This is a genomic window from Streptomyces sp. BYX5S, from assembly GCF_054724165.1.
Map to the genome: position 1 here is coordinate 6,046,853 of NZ_CM138829.1, position 22,035 is coordinate 6,068,887.

18 protein-coding genes are annotated in these 22,035 nt (G+C 71.0%); 7 read left to right on the forward strand and 11 right to left on the reverse strand.

Going from position 1 to position 22,035, the window contains the following annotated elements; translation table 11 throughout:
• Genes cysC through ACYBSK_RS27370 form a run of 4 tightly spaced genes read left to right on the forward strand, consistent with a single transcriptional unit; the run spans position 1 to position 3,657 of the window.
• The gene (gene cysC / locus ACYBSK_RS27355; protein ID WP_460243709.1) at positions 1-567 is read left to right on the forward strand and encodes an adenylyl-sulfate kinase; all 567 of its coding nucleotides are present in this window, start codon (positions 1-3) and stop codon (positions 565-567) included.
• Positions 564-1,511, forward strand: a complete 948-nt coding sequence (cysD, locus tag ACYBSK_RS27360) for a sulfate adenylyltransferase subunit CysD (protein WP_460243710.1) — start codon at positions 564-566, stop codon at positions 1,509-1,511. Before cysC ends, cysD begins: the two co-directional genes overlap by 4 nt.
• Before the next feature lie 2 nt (positions 1,512-1,513).
• Entirely contained in the window at positions 1,514-2,866 is a 1,353-nt protein-coding gene (locus tag ACYBSK_RS27365) for a sulfate adenylyltransferase subunit 1 (protein WP_460243711.1), read from the forward strand.
• A gap of 53 nt (positions 2,867-2,919) precedes the next feature.
• Positions 2,920-3,657 carry a sirohydrochlorin chelatase gene (locus ACYBSK_RS27370; RefSeq protein ID WP_460243712.1) on the forward strand — a complete coding sequence of 246 codons (738 nt, stop codon included), beginning with the start codon at positions 2,920-2,922 and terminating at the stop codon, positions 3,655-3,657.
• 102 nt (positions 3,658-3,759) lie between these two features.
• On the opposite strand, the gene ACYBSK_RS27375 is transcribed toward ACYBSK_RS27370, so the two are convergent.
• The 3 genes from ACYBSK_RS27375 to ACYBSK_RS27385 all read right to left on the reverse strand — a co-directional run bounded on the left by ACYBSK_RS27375 (position 3,760) and on the right by ACYBSK_RS27385 (position 6,645).
• A complete protein-coding gene (locus ACYBSK_RS27375) occupies positions 3,760-4,767 on the reverse strand; it encodes a ketopantoate reductase family protein (protein WP_460243713.1) in 1,008 nt (335 codons plus the stop codon).
• A 26-nt stretch (positions 4,768-4,793) separates the two neighbouring features.
• Positions 4,794-5,360 (reverse strand): DUF1697 domain-containing protein, encoded by a 567-nt coding sequence (locus ACYBSK_RS27380; protein WP_460243714.1) that lies wholly within the window; start codon positions 5,358-5,360, stop codon positions 4,794-4,796.
• Positions 5,361-5,433: 73 nt separating this feature from the next.
• On the reverse strand, positions 5,434-6,645 hold the full coding sequence (locus ACYBSK_RS27385) for a S8 family peptidase (protein WP_457479903.1): 1,212 nt from the start codon (positions 6,643-6,645) through the stop codon (positions 5,434-5,436).
• A gap of 343 nt (positions 6,646-6,988) precedes the next feature.
• Here ACYBSK_RS27385 and ACYBSK_RS27390 point away from each other — a divergent pair, with 343 nt between their 5' ends.
• The gene (locus ACYBSK_RS27390) at positions 6,989-9,262 is read left to right on the forward strand and encodes an MMPL family transporter (protein ID WP_460243715.1); all 2,274 of its coding nucleotides are present in this window, start codon (positions 6,989-6,991) and stop codon (positions 9,260-9,262) included.
• 46 nt (positions 9,263-9,308) lie between these two features.
• Here ACYBSK_RS27390 and ACYBSK_RS27395 read toward each other — a convergent pair whose 3' ends face one another.
• The 3 genes from ACYBSK_RS27395 to erm form a co-directional block, all read right to left on the reverse strand.
• Positions 9,309-10,319, reverse strand: a complete 1,011-nt coding sequence (locus ACYBSK_RS27395; protein WP_460243716.1) for a CDP-alcohol phosphatidyltransferase family protein — start codon at positions 10,317-10,319, stop codon at positions 9,309-9,311.
• A gap of 220 nt (positions 10,320-10,539) precedes the next feature.
• A complete protein-coding gene (gene mgt / locus ACYBSK_RS27400; RefSeq protein ID WP_460243717.1) occupies positions 10,540-11,772 on the reverse strand; it encodes a macrolide-inactivating glycosyltransferase in 1,233 nt (410 codons plus the stop codon).
• Positions 11,773-11,819: 47 nt separating this feature from the next.
• Positions 11,820-12,644, reverse strand: a complete 825-nt coding sequence (erm, locus tag ACYBSK_RS27405; RefSeq protein WP_460243718.1) for an ErmE/ErmH/ErmO/ErmR family 23S rRNA (adenine(2058)-N(6))-methyltransferase — start codon at positions 12,642-12,644, stop codon at positions 11,820-11,822.
• A 421-nt stretch (positions 12,645-13,065) separates the two neighbouring features.
• Here erm and ACYBSK_RS27410 point away from each other — a divergent pair, with 421 nt between their 5' ends.
• Positions 13,066-13,956, forward strand: coding sequence for a phosphotransferase enzyme family protein (locus ACYBSK_RS27410; RefSeq protein ID WP_457479908.1), 891 nt, complete (start codon positions 13,066-13,068; stop codon positions 13,954-13,956).
• Positions 13,957-14,046: 90 nt separating this feature from the next.
• Here the strand turns inward: ACYBSK_RS27410 and ACYBSK_RS27415 are convergent, their stop codons facing one another.
• From ACYBSK_RS27415 to ACYBSK_RS27430, 4 genes are all read right to left on the reverse strand, one after another.
• The gene (locus ACYBSK_RS27415; RefSeq protein WP_460243719.1) at positions 14,047-14,817 is read right to left on the reverse strand and encodes an exonuclease domain-containing protein; all 771 of its coding nucleotides are present in this window, start codon (positions 14,815-14,817) and stop codon (positions 14,047-14,049) included.
• Between the two features lie 89 nt (positions 14,818-14,906).
• Positions 14,907-16,175 carry an SAV2148 family HEPN domain-containing protein gene (locus ACYBSK_RS27420; protein ID WP_460243720.1) on the reverse strand — a complete coding sequence of 423 codons (1,269 nt, stop codon included), beginning with the start codon at positions 16,173-16,175 and terminating at the stop codon, positions 14,907-14,909.
• A gap of 130 nt (positions 16,176-16,305) precedes the next feature.
• Positions 16,306-17,625 (reverse strand): copper amine oxidase, encoded by a 1,320-nt coding sequence (locus ACYBSK_RS27425; RefSeq protein WP_460247111.1) that lies wholly within the window; start codon positions 17,623-17,625, stop codon positions 16,306-16,308.
• A 55-nt stretch (positions 17,626-17,680) separates the two neighbouring features.
• Complete coding sequence (locus ACYBSK_RS27430) at positions 17,681-18,454, reverse strand: Tat pathway signal sequence domain protein (protein WP_460243721.1); 774 nt, start codon at positions 18,452-18,454, stop codon at positions 17,681-17,683.
• 209 nt (positions 18,455-18,663) lie between these two features.
• Between ACYBSK_RS27430 and glgX the strand changes: the two genes are divergently transcribed.
• The gene (glgX, locus tag ACYBSK_RS27435) at positions 18,664-20,781 is read left to right on the forward strand and encodes a glycogen debranching protein GlgX (protein ID WP_457479912.1); all 2,118 of its coding nucleotides are present in this window, start codon (positions 18,664-18,666) and stop codon (positions 20,779-20,781) included.
• Here glgX and ACYBSK_RS27440 read toward each other — a convergent pair.
• Complete coding sequence (locus ACYBSK_RS27440) at positions 20,756-22,015, reverse strand: MFS transporter (protein WP_460243722.1); 1,260 nt, start codon at positions 22,013-22,015, stop codon at positions 20,756-20,758. The genes glgX and ACYBSK_RS27440 overlap by 26 nt on opposite strands.
• Between the last annotated feature and the right edge of the window lie 20 nt (positions 22,016-22,035).

Genomic DNA, 22,035 nt, shown 5'->3' on the forward strand with positions numbered 1-22,035 from the left:
ATGAACGACACCCAGACTTTGGAGAACCAAGTGACCGGAGCCACGATCTGGCTCACGGGTCTGCCGTCCGCCGGCAAGACCACCATCGCGTACGAGCTGGCGAAGACGCTGCGCGCCGAGGGCCGGCAGGTCGAGGTGCTGGACGGCGACGAGATCCGCGAGTACCTCTCGGCGGGCCTCGGCTTCAGCCGGGAGGACCGGCACACCAACGTGCAGCGCATCGGCTTCCTCGCCGAACTGCTCGCCCGCAACGGCGTGTTGGCGCTCGTCCCGGTCATCGCCCCGTACGCCGACAGCCGGGAGGCCGTCCGCAAGCGCCACCAGGCCGGTGGCACCGCGTACCTGGAGGTGCACGTGGCCACGCCGGTGGAGGTGTGCTCCGACCGCGACGTGAAGGGCCTGTACGCCAAGCAGGCCGCCGGTGAGCTGTCCGGGCTCACCGGGGTCGACGACCCGTACGAGGCACCCGAATCGCCCGACCTGCGCATCGAGTCGCAGAACCAGACCGTGCAGGAGTCCGCGGCAGCGCTCCGTGCGCTGCTCACCGAGAGGGGTCTCGCCGCATGACGACCGTAGCTTCTTCCGTCTCCGAGGGCGCCGAGGAGACCGACAGCCCGTACGCGCTGAGCCACTTGGACGCGCTGGAGTCCGAGGCGGTGCACATCTTCCGCGAGGTGGCGGGCGAGTTCGAGCGGCCGGTGATCCTCTTCTCCGGCGGCAAGGACTCCATCGTCATGCTGCACCTGGCGCTGAAGGCGTTCGCCCCGGCCGCGATCCCCTTCTCCCTGCTGCACGTCGACACCGGACACAACTTCCCCGAGGTCCTGGAGTACCGCGACCGCACGGTGGCCAAGCACGACCTGCGTCTGCACGTCGCGTCGGTGCAGGAGTACATCGACGCCGGAAAGCTGCGCGAGCGCCCGGACGGGACGCGCAACCCGCTCCAGACCGTGCCGCTGACCGAGAAGATCCAGAGCGAGCGCTTCGACGCGGTGTTCGGCGGCGGGCGCCGTGACGAGGAGAAGGCCCGCGCCAAGGAGCGCGTGTTCTCCCTGCGCGACGAGTTCTCGCAGTGGGACCCGCGCCGCCAGCGCCCCGAACTGTGGCAGCTCTACAACGGCCGGCACGCCCCCGGCGAGCACGTCCGCGTCTTCCCGCTGTCCAACTGGACCGAGCTGGACGTGTGGCAGTACATCGCCCGCGAGAACATCGAACTGCCGGAGATCTACTACGCGCACGAGCGCCCGGTCTTCAAGCGCAGCGGCATGTGGCTGACCGCGGGCGAGTGGGGCGGCCCGAAGGACGGCGAGACGGTCGAGACGCGGCAGGTCCGCTACCGCACCGTCGGCGACATGTCCTGCACCGGAGCCGTCGACTCGGACGCCACCACCATCGACAAGGTGATCGCCGAGATCGCCGTCTCCCGGCTCACCGAGCGGGGCGCCACCCGCGCCGACGACAAGATGTCCGAGGCCGCGATGGAAGACCGCAAGCGCGAAGGGTACTTCTAGACATGAGCACCACCACCTCCGCCGCCACCGAAGAGCTGGCCGGGCTTTCGGCGACGACCCTGCTGCGGTTCGCCACGGCCGGTTCGGTCGACGACGGCAAGTCCACGCTGGTCGGCCGTCTCCTGCACGACTCCAAGTCGGTCCTCACCGACCAGCTGGAGGCCGTCGAGCTGGCCTCCAAGTCGCGCGGCGCCGCCGAGCCGGACCTGGCGCTCCTCACGGACGGGCTGCGCGCCGAGCGCGAGCAGGGCATCACCATCGACGTCGCGTACCGCTACTTCGCGACCCCGCGCCGCCGCTTCATCCTCGCGGACACGCCGGGGCACGTGCAGTACACGCGGAACATGGTGACCGGCGCGTCCACCGCCGACCTCGCCGTGGTGCTGGTCGACGCGCGCAACGGCGTCATCGAGCAGACCCGCCGGCACGCCGCGGTCGCGGCCCTCCTCCGTGTCCCGCACGTCGTCCTCGCCGTGAACAAGATGGACCTCGTCGACTACAAGGAGCAGGTCTTCGCGAAGATCGCCGAGGAGTTCACCGCGTACGCCGGGAAGCTGGGCGTTCCGGAGATCACCGCGATCCCGATCTCCGCGCTCGCCGGCGACAACGTCGTGGAGCCGTCCGCCAACATGGACTGGTACGGCGGCCCGACCGTCCTGGAGCACCTGGAGACGGTGCCGGTCAGTCACGACCTGACGAGCTGCCACGCGCGCCTGCCCGTCCAGTACGTGATCCGCCCGCAGACCGCCGAGCACCCGGACTACCGGGGCTACGCGGGTCAGATCGCGGCAGGAACGTTCCGCGTCGGCGAGTCCGTCACGGTGCTGCCCTCGGGCCGTACGTCGAAGGTCGCCGGTATCGACCTGCTGGGCACGGAGGTCGACGTGGCGTGGACGCCGCAGTCGGTGACGCTCCGCCTGGAGGACGACATCGACATCTCGCGCGGCGACCTGATCGTGCCGAGCCACGACGCGCCCGCCACCTCGCAGGACATCGAGGCGACGGTGTGCCACGTGGCCGACACCCCGCTCGTCGTCGGCCAGCGGGTGCTGCTCAAGCACACCACCCGTACGGTCAAGGCGATCGTCAAGGAGATCCCGTCGCGGCTCACGCTCGACGACCTCTCCCAGCACCCGGAGCCGGGGCAGCTGGTGGCCAACGACATCGGCCGCGTCAAGGTCCGAATTTCCGAGGCGCTCGCCATCGACTCCTACGCGGACTCGCGGCGCACCGGCTCCTTCCTGCTCATCGACCCGTCGGACGGCACGACGCTCGCGGCGGGCATGGCGGGCGAGTCGTTCGCGTCGGCCGAGGACCCCAAGTCGCTCGTGGACGAGGAGGGTTGGGACTTCTAGCTCCCACCCGCCCCGAAGCGTCCCGCCGAATCCTCTGAGGAACAGAGCCGCCCATGCCCGAACCGGTCCTCCTGGTCATCGCCCACGGCAGCCGCGACCCGCGCCATGCCGCGACCGTGCACGCCCTCGTGGGCGAGGTGCGCGAGCAGCGGCCGGGCGTGCGGGTGGAGACGGCGTTCCTGGACTTCAACGTCCCTTCGGCGCAAGGGATGTTGAAGTCGCTGGCGGCGGAAGGGGTGCGCGACGTGATCGCGCTTCCCCTCCTCCTCACCCGCGCCTTCCACGCGAAGGCGGACATCCCGTCGGTGCTGCGCGAGGCGCCGCGCGGGCTGCGGATCCGCCAGGCGGAGGTCCTGGGCCCCGACCCGCTCCTGGTCTCGGCCCTCGAACGACGCCTGTACGAGGCGGGGTTGACCCCCGCCGACAAGCCCACGACCGGGGTCGTCCTGGCCTCGGCGGGCTCATCCGACCCGGAGGCGATCGCAGTGATCGCTGAAATCGCGCGGGAGTGGCGGCAGACCGGTTGGTGCGCCGTGCGGCCTGCGTTCGCCTCCGCATCCCTGCCCCGCACGGAGGACGTCGTACGCGAACTCCGCGCCGACGGCTGCGACCGGGTGGCGGTCGCCCCCTACGTCCTCGCCCCGGGCCGCCTCCCCGACCGCATCGCGACGGGCGCCGCCGACGCCGACGTGCTGTCCGACGTCCTGGGGGCGGCGCCCGAGGTGGCACGGGTCCTGATCAACCGTTACGAAGCGGCCGTCGCGCGGAAGTTGCTGGCGGTCGGCGCCTGAGCCACCACCCCCGTTCAAGCCCCTGCGGCGATTGAGCAGCGGGGTCCGGGGCGGAGCCCCGTGGCGTGAGGGGGCATCCGCCGCAACGGGACCCGGCCGGCCTCACACGCGGGCGTCCACCGCCGCCACCAGCTCCGCCACACTCGTCTCCCCCGCCGAACGCCCCTCCCGCACCGCCCGGTTGGCGAGTTCCTGGAGGACGTCGTTGGCCGGCGTCGGCACCCCGTACAACCGCCCGAGCAGCGCGATCTCACCGTTGAGGTAGTCCGCCTCGATGCTCCCCGCGCCCCGTTGGAGCGACTGCCAGGAGGACCCGCCACTCCGCGGCACCCCGTCGAACGGTTCGAGGCGGACCTTCCCGCCGCGCGCCGCCTTCTCCTCGTCCGGCGGCACGTACCCGATCCCGGCGGCGGCCAGCACCGCCTCCCCCTCGGCCCGCACCCGGCGGACCAGCCCGAGCGCCTCGTCGCCCGCGAGCACCCCGGAGACCGCCTCGATCGCGTTCGCGAGGTTGGCGAGGAGTTTGGCGTACTTCCACCGCATGACGTCGTCGACGACCGGCGCCTCCAACAGCCCCTTCTCCAGGTCCGCGGAGACCGCCCGGACGGTGTCGTCGCTGCCGGCCGGGTAGCGGCCGAGGTGCAGCACCCCGGAGAGCGGCGCGCCCTGGGCGCGGACGACGCCCGGCTCGACGAACGTCGCGGGCAGCCACACGCACATCCCGTACACGCGCTGGAACGTCCGCAGCGCGAGCCGCTCGCTCTCCACCCCGTTCTGCGCGCAGACCAGCGGCAGGCGGAGCGCCGCCGTGCCCCCGCCCTCGACGGGCCGCGGCCCCCATGCGGCGAGCGCCGCCGCGCTGTCCTGGGTCTTCACGGCGAGGATCAGCACGTCGTCGGCGCGCAGCGCCCCGAGCGCCTCCGGGCCGTCCACGACGGGGAGTTGGTGGGTGTGCGGTCCGTCGGGCGTCTCGACGCGCAGCCCCTTGGCGCGCAGCGCCTCGTACTGGCTGCCGCGCGCGACGAGCACCACGTCCTCGTGCCCGGCCTGGGCGAGCCGCCCGCCGATGACGCCGCCGACCGCTCCTGCTCCGATGATGATGTAGCGCATGCGTCGACCTTTTCACGAACGCGTGTTCACCGTGGGGCCGTCAGCTGCACCAGTTTCGTCACCGTGTTCCAGTTGCGGCTCGTCGCGATCAGCCCCTTGTTGAGTCCCGGCCGGGACAGTTGGGCCGCCAGCTTCGAGACGCCGAGGCCCTGGGGCGCGTAGAGATACAGGGCGCGGTCACCGAGGCGGAAGTCCTCGGGGGCGTACGCGGCCGGGTCGACGGCGGCGAACCGCTCGGCGGTCACGGGCTGCGAGAAGTACGTGACGTGCAACTGCTTGGCCTCCAGTTCGGCGGCCGGGAACGGGCAGTCCGCCACGACCGCCTTGAGGTAGGCGTGGCCGCGGACGAGGACGTCGACGGTGAAGCCGAACTCGGCCTCGATCGCCGCGCCGATCGCGCCCGCGAGCGCGTCCTCGTCGCGGTTTCCGTCGGGCGCGGTGAACGCGACGTTGCCGCTCTGGAGGTACGTCCGCACGTCGGTGAGCCCGAGGCCCTCGATCACCGGCCGCAGCGCCGCCATCGGCACCTTCTTGCTGCCGCCCACGTTGATGCCGCGCAGCAGCGCCGCGTACCCCTCGGTCCCCTGAGTCATGGGCACACGATAAGGCGGCCGCCGTTCCCCGTGGGGGTGGGCACGGCGGCCGCCGGTGATCGAGTGGGAGAGGTTACTCGACGACCTTCAGGAGCTTGTTCGCGGTGCCGTCCGACGCGTTCTTGATCGCGTCCGGGGTGGCCCCGTCCGTGAGCGCCTTCGCGACGTCGGCCGGGGCCGCGTCCGGGTGGCCTGCGAGGTAGACGGCGGCCGCGCCGACGACGTGCGGGGTCGCCATCGACGTACCGGAGATGGTGTTGGTGGCGTCGTCGCCGGTGTTCCAGTCGGACGTGATGTCCGATCCAGGCGCGTAGATGTCGACGACGGAGCCGTAGTTGGAGAAGTCCGACTGCTCGTCGTCCTTCGTGGAGGAGGCGACCGTGATGGCCTCCGGGACGCGGGCCGGGCTGGACTGGGAGGCGTCCGCCGACTCGTTGCCCGCCGCCACCGCGTAGGTGACACCGGACGCGATGGACTTCTGCACCGCCGCGTCGAGCGCCTCGTCCACGCCGCCGCCGAGCGACATGTTGGCGACCGAGGGGCCCGAGTGGTTCTCGGTCACCCAGTCGATGCCCGCGACGACCTGCTCGGTGGTGCCGGAGCCCTGGTCGTCGAGGACGCGGACGGCGACGATCTTCGCCTTCTTGGCGACGCCGTGCGCCTCACCGGCGATGGTGCCCGCGACGTGCGTACCGTGCCCGTTGCCGTCGTCGGCGCTGTCGTCGTTGTCGACGGCGTCGAAGCCGGACGTGGCGCGGCCGCCGAAGTCCTTGTGGCTGACGCGGACGCCGGTGTCGATGACGTACGCGGTCGCGCCCTCGCCGGCGCTGTCCGGGTACGTGTACTTGCTGTCGCCCGCGGTCTCGGCCTGGTCGATGCGGTCCAGGCCCCACGACGGCGGGTTGTCCTGGGTGGCGTCGATGTGGAACTTCTTGTTCTGGACGACCTTCGCGACGGACGAGTCGGCGGCGAGCCGCTTCGCCTCGGCGTCGGAGAGGCCGCTCGCCGAGAAGCCGTTCACGGCGGAGCCGTAGTTGCGCTTGAGGGTGCCGCCGTACTCCTTGGCCAGGTCCTTCTTGGCGGCGGCGCCGGCCTTCTGGTCGAGCAGGACGATGTAGCTGCCGGCCACGGCGCCCTTGGCGTCCTGGCCGTAGACCTTGCCCTCGGCGGGGGCCGCGTTGGCGAACGAGCCGGTGAGAAGGGTGACTCCGACCGCGGTGGCAGCGGTGGCTATCGCCGCGGTGAGCTTGATGGCGCCGAAGCGCGCACGCTGGTGAGTTGCCATGAAGAGGGATCTCCTCAGTGGTGTGTGTGGGGGGAAAATCCAGCGCCCCAGGACGAACCCTCGTGAAGGTTGTCAATCTCCGGAAGATGTCCGGGGGTTGAGACGAAACCCTGACCGATTGACGCGACCAGATCAAGACCTACATACAGCTGTGACATGCTCAACAAGGTTTCGTAATAACAAATCGGGCGGTTCCGGATGTTCATCCCTGGACAGCTCAACCCCCGATAGATGTAAGGGACTTCCGTCATCCTCCGCGCGGACCGGCGGCGGCCGTACTTCACCGGGCAGCACGACGAAGCAGCCTTATCCCGCCCATACCTTCGATTCCGGAGGTGACCTGATGGCCAGGAACGGGGAACGGCGGGAGCGCAGGGTGCGCGGCTTCGCGGCGCGGGCCGGGGGCTGGAGCGCCCGGCACCGATGGGCGGCGGTGGGGATCTGGGTGCTCTTCGTCGTGGTGGCGATGGGCCTGGGCTCCGTCGCGGGACGCGTGGACGTCTCGGAGGACGACGGACTCAAGGGTGAGACGAGCCAGGCGGCGCGCATCATCGACGACGCGAAGATCGACGAGCCGGCCGGGGAGACCGTGCTCGTCCAGAGCAAGGACGGCCGACTGCGGGCGACGGCACCGGAGTTCCGGGCCGCGGTCGCCGACGTGATCAAGGCGGTCGAGGGCACCGGCGAGGCGACCGACGTGCGCTCGCCGTACGCCGCCGACACCCGGACCGTCTCGAAGGACGGGCGCACCGTGCTCGTCCGGTTCGACATGCGGGGCGATCCCGACACCGCGGCCGACCGGGTGGAACCGGTGCAGAAGGCCGTCGCAGGGGTCGCCGCGGACCATGACGCGCTGCGGGTCGAGGAGATCGGCGCCGCGAGCATGAACAAGACCTTCGACGACGCGTTCGGCGACGACTTCCAGCGCGCCGAGTACTCGGCCGTGCCGGTGGCGCTCGGCATCCTGCTGATCGCGTTCGGCGCGCTCGTCGCGGCGCTGCTGCCGGTGGCGCTCGCGGTCACGGCGATCATGGCGACGATGGGGCTGATGGGCCTCGTCAGCCATCTGCAGCCGATGAGCGAGACCGCGAACTCGGTGATGCTCCTGGTGGGCCTCGCGGTCGGCGTCGACTACTGCCTGTTCTATCTGCGGCGCGAGCGCGAGGAGCGGATGAAGGGGCACGACCCGGGGACCGCGCTGCGCGTCGCGGCGGCCACCAGCGGCCGGGCGATCATCGTCTCCGGCGTCACGGTGTGCGTGGCCATGGCGGGCATGCTGTTCACCGGGATCGCCGAGTTCCAGGCGATGGGGCTCGCCTCGCTGATGGTGGTGGCGGTCGCGATGGTGGGCTCGGTGACCGTGCTCCCCGCCCTGCTGTCGCTGCTCGGTGAGCGGGTGGAGAAGGGCCGCATCCCGTTCCTGCACCCGACGAAGCGACGGGGCAACGGCAACGGGGAGAGCGGCAGCCGGTTCTGGAGCCGGGTGCTGACCGTCGTGCTCGCGCGGCCCGCCGTCTCCGTCGCCGTGGCGGTCTGCGCGCTGCTCGCGATCGCCGCGCCCGCGCTCGGCATGAAGACCCAGAACCTCACCCTGGACCAGGAGTTCGGCGACTCGCTGCCGATCGTGGCGACGTACGACCGGGTCAACGCGGCGTTCCCGGGCGGCTCGGACCCGGCCGAGGTGGTCGTGCGGGCCGACGACATCAACTCCGCCGAGGTGCGGTCGGCCATCGCCGACTTCCGGGCGCGGTCGGTGAGCTCGGGCGCCTCGCGCGGCCCGGTCGAGGTCACCGTGCACCGGGACGCGAACGTGGCGACCATCGCCGTGCCGCTGGTGGGCGGCTCCGACCAGGACAGGGCGGAGCGGAGCCTGGCGCTGCTGCGCGACGAGGTGCGGCCCGACACGCTGGGCAGGGCCGAGGGCGTCGAGGCGCCGATCACCGGTCAGGTCGCGGGTTCGAAGGACTTCAACGACCAGATCGTCGGCTCGGTGCTGCCGGTCTTCGCGTTCGTCGTCGTGTTCGCGTTCCTGCTGATGCTGCTGTCGTTCCGCTCGCTGACGATCGCGATCACGTCGATCGTGCTCAACCTGCTGTCGGTGGGCGCGGCGTACGGGATCCTCGTCGCCGTCTTCCAGCACGGCTGGGGTGCCTCGCTGGTCGGGGCGGAGGGCGTCGGCGCGATCGTGGCGTGGCTGCCGCTGTTCCTCTTCGTGATCCTGTTCGGCCTGTCGATGGACTACCACGTGTTCGTGGTGTCCCGGATCAAGGAGGCCCGCCTTCAGGGGCGTACGAACGAGGCCGCCATCCGGCACGGCGTGGTCACCACGGCGGGCGTGGTCACCAGTGCCGCGGTCATCATGGTCGCCGTGTTCAGCATCTTCGGGACGCTGTCCATGCAGTCCATGAAGCAGATGGGTGTGGGCCTGGCCGCCGCGATCCTGATCGACGCGACCGTCATCCGCGGCGTGCTGCTCCCGGCCGTGATGGCGCTGCTCGGCGAGCGCAACTGGTATCTGCCGAGGTGGCTGCGCCGGATGCCGGACCTGACGCACGACGAGGCGGGCATCGAGCCCGCCCCGGTCCGGCGCACGGGCGGTGAGGAGCTGCGCGTCTGACGACGCGGCGCCCCGCCTGCCCGCAGGGGTCTGTCCACCGCTCGCGTCACGCGACGGCGGACAGGCCCTTCTCGTTCTCCTTCTCCGCGAAGCCGTCCGCCTCGAAGGCCTCCAGCGTGCGGCCGAAGTCGCGAGTGGAGAGCAGGAGCTTGTAGATGATGGCGAGCTCGAAGACGAGCAGCAGCGCGCCGGCCACGATCGTCGCGCCGATCACCTGGTCGAGCAGCGGGCCGACGACGAAGACGGCCATCTGGAACTCGATGCCGCTGATCAGGTGCGTACGGATGCGGTGGCGCAGCAGGAAGGACCGGAAGCGCAGATAGACCGGGAAGCGGCTGCGGAACTCCTGGTGCAGGTCCACGACCTTGGGACGCGGCGCGGACTCGACCGGCTGCTCGTGCGCGGGCTCCCCGTCGTCGTCGAGGGCGGTGGCGGTGGCCGCGCCGTTCAGGTCCTGCTCGATGTCGGCGGACGGGTTGGCCCGCAGCAGGTCCTCCATGAACGCGACGCGCTCGGCGTCGGCCGCCCGCCGGGCGGCGCGCATCCGGGCCTTGATCTGCTTGCGCATCGTGTGCCGGGTCTTGAAGATCTCCAGCGAGTTGATGTAGCGCAGTCCGTCGAGGAAGACGACGGCCACGGCGAGCCAGATGTAGATCAGTTCGCCGGTGCGGTGGAACTCCCCGCCCATGAGCGCCACGGCGCAGGCCATGACCCGGACGCGGTCGAAGATGTAGTCGAGCCAGGCGCCGAACACGGAGCCCTGTCCGGTGAGCCGGGCGACCTTGCCGTCCATGCAGTCGAGGACGAAGCTCAGGTGGTAGACGACGGCTCCGGCGATCAGCCAGGGCCAGCTCCCCATGGCGAAACAGGCGGCCGCTCCGAGCCCCAGGACGAGGGCGCCCCACGTGATCTGGTTCGGGGTGATGCGGGTCCAGCGCGCCGTGATCCGTACGAGCGGTGTGGCGAGCGGGTCGACGAGCAGGACGGTCCACCACGCGTCGCGCTTCTTCTGTGTGATGCGCCGCACTTCGGGCAACGACGGTATGTCTCGGGGCATGAGGCGCGCCAGCTTTCTCTGTTCACATAAGTAGGTTCACCTCAGCGTAAGAATCAGTTCTCAACAAGTTCAAGAACGGACGAACGCAACCTTTTCCGGGGGGTATCGGTCGTAGGTGTTAAGCGAGTCGATTTCGTTATCTCACGCGCACACGCTTTTCACGGAACGGTGGAACCGTTCCGTGAAAAATCGCGTCTAGCCGTCCGCGGTGCGGGCCGTACTACGCGGGCAACTCGGCCTCGATGAGGTCGGCCGCCTGCCGCGTTCCTCCCTCGTTCGCCATCTCCCGCTGGATCGCGGCGAGGCGGCGCGCCACCTCCGGGTCGTCGACGAGCCCGAGGACGGCCTCGCGGAGCGTCTCGGCGTCCGCCTCCTCCTTCGGGACGTGCCGGGCGACGCCGAGGCCCTGCAACAGGTCGGCGTTGCCGAACTGGTCGACGGCCTGCGGCACGGCGACCATCGGCGTGGCCGTGGCCAGGCCTTCCTGGCTGCCACCGGCGCCGGCGTGCGTGATGAACGCGTCGGCCTGCTTGAGGATCGCCAGCTGCGGCACCCACTGACGCACCTCCACGTTGCCGGGGACCGCCCCGAGGTCGTCCGCGGTGACGTGCTTGCCGACCTGGAGCACGACGTGCCAGCCCGGCAGATCGCCGAATGCCTTCACGCACTCCCGGTAGAAGTCGGGCTGCTTGGTGAACGACGAGCCGAGCGAGACCAGAAGGACACGCTCGGCGTCGGCGGGACGCTCCCATTCGCCCTGCGCGGACCGGTCGCCCTGGCAGGCGCCGACAAAGGTGTTGCGCTTCTCGTCGACCCGGTCGGCGTGGGGCTGCAACGCCTTCGGAATGAGCACGAGAGTGCGGTCGTAGCGCCCCCAGAACTCGTCCGCGTTCTGCGGGTGTCCGCACTCCTTGAGCCACGCGTCGAATTTCGCGAAGTACGCCTTTCCGCGCGGCGTCTGCCGGGGCTCCTTCCACATAGGCTTGGCGACCTCCTCCTCGTACCCCTCCCAGGCGACGAGGTTCGGCGAGAGCGTCACCGCGGGCACACCCCAGCGATGAGCGAGGACGCCCGCCGGATACGAGGTGATGTCGTGGATCACGAGATCGGGCACCCCGACCCCGCTTCCTTCCGTCCCGTCCCCCTCATACGCCTCGATCAGCTGCGGGAGCGCACTGATCGCGTCGTCCAGGAACGGCTCCACGTTGTCGAGCAGCGTCGCCCCCCACGCCGCCGGGTCGTCGTCGGGGCCGGGGAGCGTCGTGCGGTAGAGGACCGGCTCGGCGCCGGTCTCGGCGATCTTCTCCTCGAACAGGTGCGGAATCGCGTACGTGACGCGGTGCCCACGGGCGACGAGCTCCCGGATCACTTCGAGACTCGGGTTCACGTGCCCGTGGGCGGCGATGGAGAACATGGCGATGTGGGCACGTTTGCCGTGATTCGGGTTCGTCATGCCCCCACCGTACGCGAGACGAGACGTCTCGTGCAATGTTTTTCCGGTTACCGGCCCAAGGCGCCCCACAGCCTCAGCCACTGCCCCGGAGCGACCTGTCCGACGAGCGCGGACCCCGGGATTCCCGCGGCGCGCATCGCCGCCTCGACCCGGCGGCGCGGGTACGCGCGGCTCAGCGACGCGCGCACGCTGCCGCCAACGCCGGAGAAGCCGAGCGCGACGAGCCGTTCGTACGCGGGGTACTCGGCCGGTGTCAGCAGCGGCGTCGCCCGGCGCTCGATGCGCAGCACACCCGCGTCAACCCGCGGCGCCGGGCGGAACGCGGTGCGCGGCACCCGGCCGTGCAGCCGCCACTCGAAGCGCGGCCAGGTCAGGACGGTGAGCCGGGTCCAACTCCCGTAGTCCCCGGTGCGTTTGCGGGCGTATTCGAGCTGGGTGAGGAGGGTCGCGGCGGTCAGCCGGTCGGCGCGCAGGCACCAGTCGACGACGGCGGACGTCCGTGAGAACGGCACGTTCCCGGCGACCGCGAACGGAGTGCGGGGCGGCCGCACGTCGAGAAAGTCCGCGTGCCGTACGCGGACGTGGCCCTGCCCCGCGAACCGCTCCCGCAACCCGTCGACGAGCCGCCCGTCGATCTCGTACGCGACGAGCGCCGGGGCCCGCCGGGCGAGCGGCGCGGTCAACGCGCCTTTGCCGGCGCCCACTTCGAGGAGGAGCGGAACGGGAGCCGGAGCGCTCCCGGAGTCCGGAACACGGTCCGGAACACAGTCCGAAGCAGCGAGCCGCGCGAAGCGGTGCGCGGCAGCACGATCAGTCAGAAAATTCTGCGAGAGCACACGCGATCGCGACGTGCCGGTGGAACGGGCGGCCATGGCCAACGGTCCTTGTCATCCGTACGGAAAAGGGGCGGATGAGGGCGCTCTGACCTGAGAGGGACCGTGTCGTCGGGGGCGCGGCAATATCAAGCCCCTCCGGCGTTTGAGGAGCGGGGTCCGGGGCAGAGCCCCGCGACCGGGCAACGGACGCCGAAAGGGAACGCGCCGGTAAGCGTCAGGACGACCGGAACGGTCAGAGCACCGGGGCCACACGCAGCCGAACGGCAGGCGCGCAGCCCAGAACGCCGCGGGTCACCGAAACGGCCATCATCGCTGCGCTGCACATACCCCACATGCTGACCCCACCCCCACCACCCCGTCCACCGCTTTTCACCCCCGCCCACGGCGCACCCCACCTCGCCCCAGGTGCGAAACTGGCCCCCTACCAGGCGATACGCGGGAACCCGGGAGGCACGGGATGGACGAGGCACGGGCACGGGACGTGCTGGCGCAGGCGGACGTGATCGACGGCACCGCCGAGGCGCCCCGCACCGCTGAGCTGATCGCGCTCGGCGAGAACGCGGTGTTCGCCACCGGCGACCTCGTCGTCAAGGTCGGCCGCGGCATCGAGCACGGCGGCGCCGAACTCCTCGACCGGGCCCGCCGCGAGGTCGCCATCGCCTCCTACCTCGCCGCGCACGGCGTCCCCGCGGTGCGCGCCGCGAAGGACGAGGCGCTCGTCGTGGACGGGCACCCGGTGACGGTGTGGCACCGCATCCCGGCGGCCGTCCGCCCGGCCGAACCGCGGGACGTGGCGGAACTGCTCAAGCTCGTGCACGCGCTGCCCGCACCGACCGGGTTCGAGTTGCCGCGGCGGGAACTCCTCGGCGGGGTCGAGCGCTGGCTGCGGCTCGCGGGCGACGCGATCGACCCGGCGGACGCGGACTATCTCCGTGAGCGGCGGGACGGGTTCGCGGCGGCCGCGGCGGCGCTGACCCCGCGGTTGCCGAGCGGGCCGATCCACGGGGACGCGCTGCCGCGCAATGTGCACATCGGGCCCGAGGGGCCCGTGCTCGTCGACCTCGAGACGTTCTCCTCCGATCTTCGGGAGCACGACCTGGTCGTCATGGCGCTGTCGCGGGACCGGTACGGGTTGCCTGCGGAGGCGTACGACGGGTTCGTGTCCACGTATGGGTGGGATGTACGGGAGTGGGAGGGGTGCCCGGTGTTGCGCGGGGCGCGGGAGACGGCGTCCTGTGCGTGGGTGGCGCAGCATGCGCCGTCCAACCCGAAGGCGTTGACGGAGTTTCGGCGGCGGGTGGCGTCGTTGCGGGACGGGGACCCCGCGGTGCGGTGGTACCCGTTCTGAGGCCGCCGGTCCTCAAGCGCCGGACCGGCTGAAGGATCGTCCTCAAACGCCGGACGGGCTGGGGTTGCCGAACCGGCGGAAAAGATGTCCTCAAGCGCCGGACGGGCTGGAATTGCCGGACGCGGCAGAGGAGCCGGAGGTCGCGGGGGTGCCGGAGGTGGCGGCTATCGGCCACACCGTGTCCACCACCGCGTCCGGGTTGCCCTTGCGGCGCAGGAAGTTCTGGAAGTCCGCCGCCGACTCGGCGTACCACTCGACTTGTCTGCGGTGCAGCTCGGCCGCCCCCAGTTGCGCGACCTTCGCGTGGCGCTCGCCTATCGCGTGGGCCAGCTGCGCCGCGGCCAGCGCGTCCGCCGACGCGTCGTGGGCGGACGCCAGGGTGACGCCGTACTCGGTGCAGACCGCTTCGAGGTTGCGCTTGCCCTTGCGGTAGCGGTCGACGGTGCGGTCGATCGTGTACGGGTCGACGACCGGCGCCGGATCGACGCCGGCGAGGCGCTCCCGCAGCGACGGCAGGCCGTACCGGACGAGTTCGGCCGAGAGCAGCGTCAGGTCGAACGTCGCGTTGTACGCCACCACCGGCACCCCCGTGCGCCAGTACCCGACCAGCACGTCCGCTATGGCGTCGGCGACCCGGTCGGCCGGCTCCCCCTCGGCGGCCGCCCGCTCGTTGCTGACGCCGTGCACCGCGATCGCCTCGTCCGGGATCGGCACTCCGGGATCGGCCAGCCACTGCCGGTGGCCGAGGACCGCGCCGTCCTTCACCTCAATGACGGCGGCGGTGACGATGCGCGCCTCGCGCGGATCGGTCCCGGTCGTCTCCAGGTCGAAGCCGATCATCAGCTCCCGGTGCCAGCCCATGGCAGCCCCCTTCTCGTGGTGCGTTCCCCCAAGTGACCACCACCTTCGCACGCCCCACTGACAATCCGGCCTGATCCGAACGACGGGCCCTAGGACACCGGCCGCGCGTCCGCCCACGCCTGCTCGAATTCGTCGCGGTACGTCACGAACAGCCCGTTCTCACCCGTGTCGGACGACGCGCTCGCCTTCACGATCCGGCCGCCGCCGCGCAGCACGAGCACCGGCGCCTCCATCCCCCGCGTGCGGCGGAGATAGGACTGGACGACGGCTATGCCGTCCGAGCCGTCGCCGTCCACGAGGTAGGCGGTGAAGCGCGGCGTCTCGTCGAAGACGCGGATCTCGAAGGCGCCAGGGTCCTTGAGCCGGGCCCTGACCCGGCGCATGTGCAGGATGTTCATCTCGACGGAACGGCTCAACTCGCCCCTTTTGAGCCCGAGTTCCCGTTCGCGGCGTTTGACCGCGCTGGACGCCGGGTTGAGGAAGAGGAGCCGTACGCGGCAGCCCGACTCGGCGAGCCGGACCAGGCGGCGGCCGGAGAAGTTCTGCACGAGCAGGTTGAGGCCTATGCCGATGACGTCGAGGCGGCGCGCCCCGCCGAAGAGGTCCTCGGCCGGGAACTGGCGCAGCAGCCTGACCCGGTCCGAATGCACGCCCACCACGTCCGCGTACCGGTCGCCGACGAGGTCCTCGACGGCGTCGACGGGCAGCCGGCGGGCCGAGGGGACGTCCGAGCCCGCGCCGAGTATCTCGAGCAGGCGCGCGGAGGCGCGCTCGGCCTGCGCGAGGACCGTCTCGGACAGGGCCCGGTTGCGGGAGACCACGTTGCGCGTGACCTCCAGCTCGTCCAGGGCGAGCTCGACGTCGCGCCGGTCGTCGAAGTACGGCTCGAAGCACGGCCAGTGCTGCACCATCAGCTCGCGCAGCTGCGGCAGGGTCAGGAACGACAGCACGTTGTCGTCGGCCGGGTCGAGGAGATACCCCTTGCGGCGGCTGACCTCGCGCACGGCGACGGCCCGCTGCACCCACTCCTGCCCGGCGGGCCCCGCCGCCGCGACCACCCAGTCCTCGCCGTGCACCGGCGCGTAGACGGGGCGGAGCACGGCGGCGACGACGGCGCGCAGCCGCTGCTCCACCAGGTTCAGCCAGATGTAGGCCCGCCCCGCCCGTTGCGCGCGCGTACGGACCTCGCTCCACGCGTCGGCGCCCCAGTCCAGCTCCGGTCCGATCTGCGACGTCACGTCCATGGGCCTGGCCAGTGACACCGCTTGTGGCGGGATGTCCGTGGAGGCTGCCTCCTGGCTGTCCTGGCCCTCGTGACCCTCGTCACCAGGGGGCAGCTCCAGCCCTCCCGAGCTCACCCGCTCCGCACCGCCTTCCGCTCCCCCGAGCCTGTCGAGCCCTCACTGGTGGAGCACAGCCCCCAGCAACGATCAAGGAAGGGTACTCCGGGAGCGGGTGGCGATGCAGCCGGATGAGGCCGCTCGTTTCTCAACTGCCGTTCGGGGGAACGCCGTTCTGTCCCGCCAGGTCGGCCGGAGTGAGCGGATTCATAGCGGTCACGTCCCTGGGGGCCAGCGAAAAGCCCTGCCAGTGGACCGGCATGGGTTGCTGGTCCTCGTCCCGGGCGATGTGGTGGAACCCGATGTTGACCCACGTGATCGGATGCTTCAGCGTCTGCCCGTTCACCCATTTGTTGACGCTGGTGCCCGCGCAGTTCGCCGACGGATTGTCGCTCGCGTACTGCTCGCACTTCTTGTACTCGGTGAAGTAGACGTCGTGCTTGGTGAAGGCGCGCCCCGGGAACTTGTTGGTCCGGCCGGGAACGAACTCGTACGACCTGGGGTGGCCGTCCTTGTTCTTGCCCGCGGTGGAGACGACGCGCCACCACCGCATGGCCTTGACGTCGCCCGCGAGTTCCTTGGTGACGGGCGTGCGGGTGGTCTTCGTGGTGGGCGAGCCGTCGCCGCGGGGCGGGGTCACCTTGGAGTCGTACTGCTCGACCTTGGCCTTGGGCGAGCCGTCCAGGCCGAAGTTGAGCCTCCAGAAGACGTTGTGGCTGTGGCTCTCGGCGTAGGCGGTCGCGCCCTTGCCGATGGGCCAGCCCTTGCCGTCGGTGCCGTCGTAGTCGTACGGGGAGAGGCTGCCGGTGGCTCCCACGTTGGAGGTGATGGTGCCGTCGGAGGAGAAGCGCCATTCGGTGATGTACTCGTACCAGGACGCCTTGTTGACCGTGTAGACGAGGAGGTCCTTGCCCTGGGCGGCGAAGACCTTGCCGCTGCCGCCCGTCGACTCGTCGTCGCTGAGCCGGTACGCGTGCCCGCGCGCACGCGTGGTGGTGCACAGGCCCTTCACGTTGCCCATGTCGGGCACCTTGACGGTCTTGATGGTGCCGCCGGGGCACTCGGCGGGCTTCAGGTCTTGCAGTGCCTGCCCGAAGTCGGTGCCGGTGACGTCGTCGTACTCGGCTTCTCCGTCGTCGTAGGGGACATGGACCTGCGCGAGCCGGGCACTGGTGAGGACGCGGATCGGTGCGGCCTCGCCCTTGGGCTGGTAGCTGACGTCGTCCAGGACGAGTCCGGACAGCGTGTTGTAGTGCCAGCACATGCGCCAGGTCGTGCCGCCGTCGAGGGTCTGCTCGATGCGGTACGCCTCCGAGCAGTCGGGGGCGGCCGCGGCGGGCGCCTGCGGCGGGGCCGCCGAGGCGGCGGGAGCGGTGGCGAGGGTGCCGGTGAGCAGCGCGGTGGCCGCGAGACCGGTGAGCAGGGCCGCGGGCCGCCTGCGGGCGCGCGGAAGTCTTGTGCCGTGCATGACGTGCATACGGAAGGGCTCCTTCATGGAGGAGAAGACAGTGACGGGTGGGCGCTCAGCCGAGGCGGCCGACGGACCGGTCGCTCAGGTCGACGACGAGCGCCCGGGTGTCTATCCACGGGCCGTTGACGACCTTGGTGATGACGCGCAGGCAGCGGTGCTCGCCGCACTTCGCGAGGTCGGCCGGGACGTCCGCGACGGTCTTCTTGCGGAACACCATCCCGCTCAGCTCCAGTTGACCCGCCTTGGTGAGCTGCTTGCCGGTGGCGTCCTTGTAGTCGGCCTTCAGGTCCGCGCCGAGCGGGTCGGCCATCAACAGCTGCGCGGCCTCGGCTAGTTCGCCCTGGCTGGGCGGGGGCTGCACGCCCTGGTCGGTCCTGCTGTCCTCGACCTTCCCCGTGTCGAGGTTCACCGTCTTCGTGACGACGGAGTCGCTCTTGTAGTCGTAGTACACGACGTCGGCGCGCCGCTGGCCGGCGGCGGCGCCGGCGAGGCCCGGGTCGACCTCCGTCAGGTTCGTCGACAGGTGCTGGGGGCCGCGGTCGCCCTCCACGTCCCGCGCGTCCATCCGCAGGTTGTTCGCCGCCGTGGCCAGCTTCTCCGCGCGCTCCGTCTCCGCGTCCGTGAGCGGATCGCGCCCCACCCCCTTCGCGTCCTCGGCGGGCGCGGGCTCCACGGTGCCCTCCGGGGCCACCGCGTCCTGCCGCGCGGCCCCCGCCCTCGTCATGTCGCTCCCGCCGTCCTCCGGCAGGGTCACGCCGACCGCGACGGCTCCGCCCGCGACCGCGAGCGCCACCACCGCCATCAGCTTCCCCAGATGGCGTCTCACCGTAGTGCGCACATCTTCCCCCAACTTCCCCGGCAGCCCCGGTCGAGGGCGTGCCGGACCGACTTGGTCATCTTGTAAGAGGGCATCAACTCCCGTGTGGTTGCCTCACTTTCGGGGAGAGAGTGTTCTATGCCGCCCGGACCGCCGGGCCACCCGGACATCCCCTGCTCGAACGGAATCGAGGGTTTGGGGAAGGAAGAGTCGTCAGCATGCAGGTCTGGCCTGGACAGGCGTATCCGCTGGGTGCCGCGTACGACGGTGCCGGAACGAACTTCGCGGTCTTCTCGGAGGCCGCCGACCGTATCGAGCTGTGTCTGTTGCACGACGACGGCTCGGAGACCGCCGTGGAGCTGCGGGAGGCGGACGCCTTCGTGCGGCACGCCTACCTACCGGGGATCATGCCGGGGCAGCGCTACGGCTACCGGGTGCACGGCCCCTACGAACCGGAGCACGGCCTGCGCTGCAACTCGGCGAAGCTGCTGCTCGACCCGTACGCGCGCGCCATCAGCGGGCGGATCGACTGGGACGAGGCGGTGTACGGCTATCCGTTCGGCTCGCCGGACGAGCGCAACGACCTGGACTCGGCGCCGCACACGATGGCCTCGGTGGTGGTCAATCCGTACTTCGACTGGGGCGACGACCGGCTGCCGCGCACGGAGTACCACGAGACGGTGATCTACGAGGCCCATGTGAAGGGCCTGACGATGCGGCATCCGTCGCTGCCGGACGAGTTGCGCGGCACCTACGCGGCGCTGGCGCATCCGGCGATCATCGAGCACCTCACGGAAATGGGCGTCACCGCGCTCGAGTTGATGCCGGTCCACCAGTTCGTCAACGATCACCGGCTGGTCGAGATGGGCCTCAACAACTACTGGGGCTACAACACGATCGGCTTCTTCGCTCCGCACAACGCGTACGCGTCGTGGGGTGATCGGGGCGAGCAGGTCCTGGAGTTCAAGTCCGCGGTGCGGGCGCTGCACCAGGCGGGCATCGAGGTCATCCTGGACGTGGTCTACAACCACACGGCGGAGGGCAACCACCTGGGGCCGACGCTGTCCTTCAAGGGCCTCGACAACCACTCCTACTACCGGCTGACCGACGACCCGAAGTACTACATGGACACCACGGGGACCGGGAACTCGCTGTTGATGCGGTCCCCGCACGTCCTCCAGATGATCATGGATTCGCTGCGCTACTGGGTCGAGGAGATGCACGTCGACGGGTTCCGCTTCGACCTCGCGGCCACCCTCGCCCGGCAGTTCCACGAGGTGGACCGGCTGTCGTCGTTCTTCGACCTGGTGCAGCAGGACCCGGTGATCTCGCGCGTCAAGCTCATCGCGGAGCCCTGGGACGTCGGCGAGGGCGGCTACCAGGTGGGCAACTTCCCGCCCCTGTGGACGGAGTGGAACGGCAAGTACCGCGACACCGTACGGGACCTGTGGCGCGGCGAGCCGCGCACGCTGGCCGAGTTCGCGGGCCGGCTGACCGGCTCCTCGGACCTCTACCAGGACGACGGGCGCCGCCCTCTGGCCTCCATAAACTTCGTGACCTGCCACGACGGTTTCACGCTGCGCGACCTGGTGTCGTACAACGACAAGCACAACGACGCCAACGGGGAGGGCAACCGCGACGGAGAGAGCCACAACCGGTCGTGGAACTGCGGCACCGAGGGCGAGACGGACGATCAGGCGGTGCTCGACCTGCGCGAGCGCCAGATGCGCAATTTCGTCGCCACGCTGATGCTGTCGCAGGGCGTTCCGATGCTCAGCCACGGCGACGAGTTCGGGCGCACCCAGAGCGGCAACAACAACGCCTACTGCCAGGACAACGAACTGGCGTGGGTGCGCTGGCCCGACCCCGACGAGCCCGTGGACCCGTTCCTGGAGTTCACGCGCGCGATGGTGCGGCTGCGCCGCGACCATCCGGTGTTCCGCAGGCGGCGCTTCTTCCACGGCCGTCCGGTGGAGGGCACGCACGACGACCTGTCGGACATCGCGTGGTTCACCCCGGAGGGCGAGGAGATGACGCAGGAGGACTGGGGCGCGGCGCAGGCGCGCGCCCTGTCGGTGTTCCTCAACGGCAACGCGATCTCGGAGCCCGGTGAGCGCGGCGAGCGCATCCAGGACGACTCGTTCCTGCTGCTGTTCAACGCCTCGCCCGAGCCCACGGACTTCGTGGTGCCGGTCGACCACGGGCGGCAGTGGCAGGCCGTGATCGACACGGCGCTGACGGCCGGGCTCGCGGCGGGCGAGGGCCAGAAGGTGCAGGCGGGCGACCGGGTCACGGTCGAAGGCCGCAGCCTCACGGTGCTGCAGCGGCCGGCGTAGCCACCGCGGGCGCCCGGAAGGGCCGTACGCGCAGTGCGACGAGGAAGGCAGCCCCGGCGGCCACGCTGCCCACCGCGAAGGCGGCAGCGGGGCCGTGGGACTGCGCGAGACGGCCCGCCACGGCGAGCGTGACGGCCTGCCCGCCGACGAACGCGCTCACGGCGGCCGTCATGCCCTCGCCGAGCCGTTCGCGGGGCACGGCCTGCTCCGTGAGCCCGAACCCGGTGATCAGGTTGGGCGCGAACAGGGCGCCGAACACGGTCACGAGGACGTACAGCAGCGGCAGGGAGTGGGCGACGAGGAGCGGCAGCGAGAGGAGGGCCGCGGCGGCGGTGGCGACGCGCCAGCGGGCCCGCAGCGTGTACCGGGCGGGCACCGCCGCCATGGCCAGGCCGACGACGGCGCTCATGACGCCCATCGCCGCGTACACGAGCCCCGCCTGGTCGGCGTGGCCCAGTTCCTCGGTGAGCGCGGTGATTCCGGCGCCGCAGCCGCCCAGCAGGATGCCGAGGAGGACGAGCCCGACGCGCACCACGTGGACCTGGCGCGGCAGCCGCGGCCGGTCGGCACGCGCGCGTGGTCGTGCGGCGGCCGGTGCGGCCGGCACCGCCGTCGCGGTGGGGTGCAGGGCGAACGCGGTGCCGCAGACGGCGACGAGGAGCGCGGCGGCGCCGAACGCGTAGGCGGGGTGCGCCACCACGGAGGCGACGCCGATGAGCGCGGGTCCGAGGACGAAGCTGAGCTCGTCCATGGTCGACTCCAGGGACAGCACGGCGTTCACCACCCGTTCGTCGCCGCCCTCCCGGCGCACGAGGGCGACACCGCGGGCGCGCGCGAGCGGCCCGATGCCGGGGACGGTGGCGCCCGCGAGCACGCCCAGGGCGATCAGCGCCGCCGTCGGCAGCCCGGCGAGCGCGGCCAGTGTGTAGACGGCGACAGCGAGGCCGTTGAGCAGCGCGAAGGCGAGGACGACGGGGCGCTGGCCGTGCCGGTCCGCGAGCCGTCCGACGAGGGGGCCCATCGCCACCTGGCCGAGCGCGAGGGCGCAGGCGACGACGCCTCCGGTGGCGAGGGAGCCGCTGGTGCGGGTCACCAGCAGGACGCTGCCGAACTGGATCACCGCGACCGGCAGCCGCCCGAGGAACGAGACGACCGGCAGCGGCCGCCCGGTCGCCGCGAGCACGTCGCGGTACGCGCCGAGCGTTCCGGCCGCACGGGTGGATGTACCAGGCATCGTTCGACGTTATCGACGCA

Bases quoted from the DNA above. Each gene is read 5' to 3' on its own strand.
- cysC (WP_460243709.1), top strand. From the start codon at position 1: ATGAACGACACCCAGACTTTGGAGAACCAAGTGACCGGAGCCACGATC.
- cysD (WP_460243710.1), top strand. From the start codon at position 564: ATGACGACCGTAGCTTCTTCCGTCTCCGAGGGCGCCGAGGAGACCGAC.
- ACYBSK_RS27365 (WP_460243711.1), top strand. From the start codon at position 1,514: ATGAGCACCACCACCTCCGCCGCCACCGAAGAGCTGGCCGGGCTTTCG.
- ACYBSK_RS27370 (WP_460243712.1), top strand. From the start codon at position 2,920: ATGCCCGAACCGGTCCTCCTGGTCATCGCCCACGGCAGCCGCGACCCG.
- ACYBSK_RS27375 (WP_460243713.1), bottom strand. From the start codon at position 4,767: ATGCGCTACATCATCATCGGAGCAGGAGCGGTCGGCGGCGTCATCGGC.
- ACYBSK_RS27380 (WP_460243714.1), bottom strand. From the start codon at position 5,360: ATGACTCAGGGGACCGAGGGGTACGCGGCGCTGCTGCGCGGCATCAAC.
- ACYBSK_RS27385 (WP_457479903.1), bottom strand. From the start codon at position 6,645: ATGGCAACTCACCAGCGTGCGCGCTTCGGCGCCATCAAGCTCACCGCG.
- ACYBSK_RS27390 (WP_460243715.1), top strand. From the start codon at position 6,989: ATGGCCAGGAACGGGGAACGGCGGGAGCGCAGGGTGCGCGGCTTCGCG.
- ACYBSK_RS27395 (WP_460243716.1), bottom strand. From the start codon at position 10,319: ATGCCCCGAGACATACCGTCGTTGCCCGAAGTGCGGCGCATCACACAG.
- mgt (WP_460243717.1), bottom strand. From the start codon at position 11,772: ATGACGAACCCGAATCACGGCAAACGTGCCCACATCGCCATGTTCTCC.
- erm (WP_460243718.1), bottom strand. From the start codon at position 12,644: ATGGCCGCCCGTTCCACCGGCACGTCGCGATCGCGTGTGCTCTCGCAG.
- ACYBSK_RS27410 (WP_457479908.1), top strand. From the start codon at position 13,066: ATGGACGAGGCACGGGCACGGGACGTGCTGGCGCAGGCGGACGTGATC.
- ACYBSK_RS27415 (WP_460243719.1), bottom strand. From the start codon at position 14,817: ATGGGCTGGCACCGGGAGCTGATGATCGGCTTCGACCTGGAGACGACC.
- ACYBSK_RS27425 (WP_460247111.1), bottom strand. From the start codon at position 17,625: ATGCACGGCACAAGACTTCCGCGCGCCCGCAGGCGGCCCGCGGCCCTG.
- glgX (WP_457479912.1), top strand. From the start codon at position 18,664: ATGCAGGTCTGGCCTGGACAGGCGTATCCGCTGGGTGCCGCGTACGAC.
- ACYBSK_RS27440 (WP_460243722.1), bottom strand. From the start codon at position 22,015: ATGCCTGGTACATCCACCCGTGCGGCCGGAACGCTCGGCGCGTACCGC.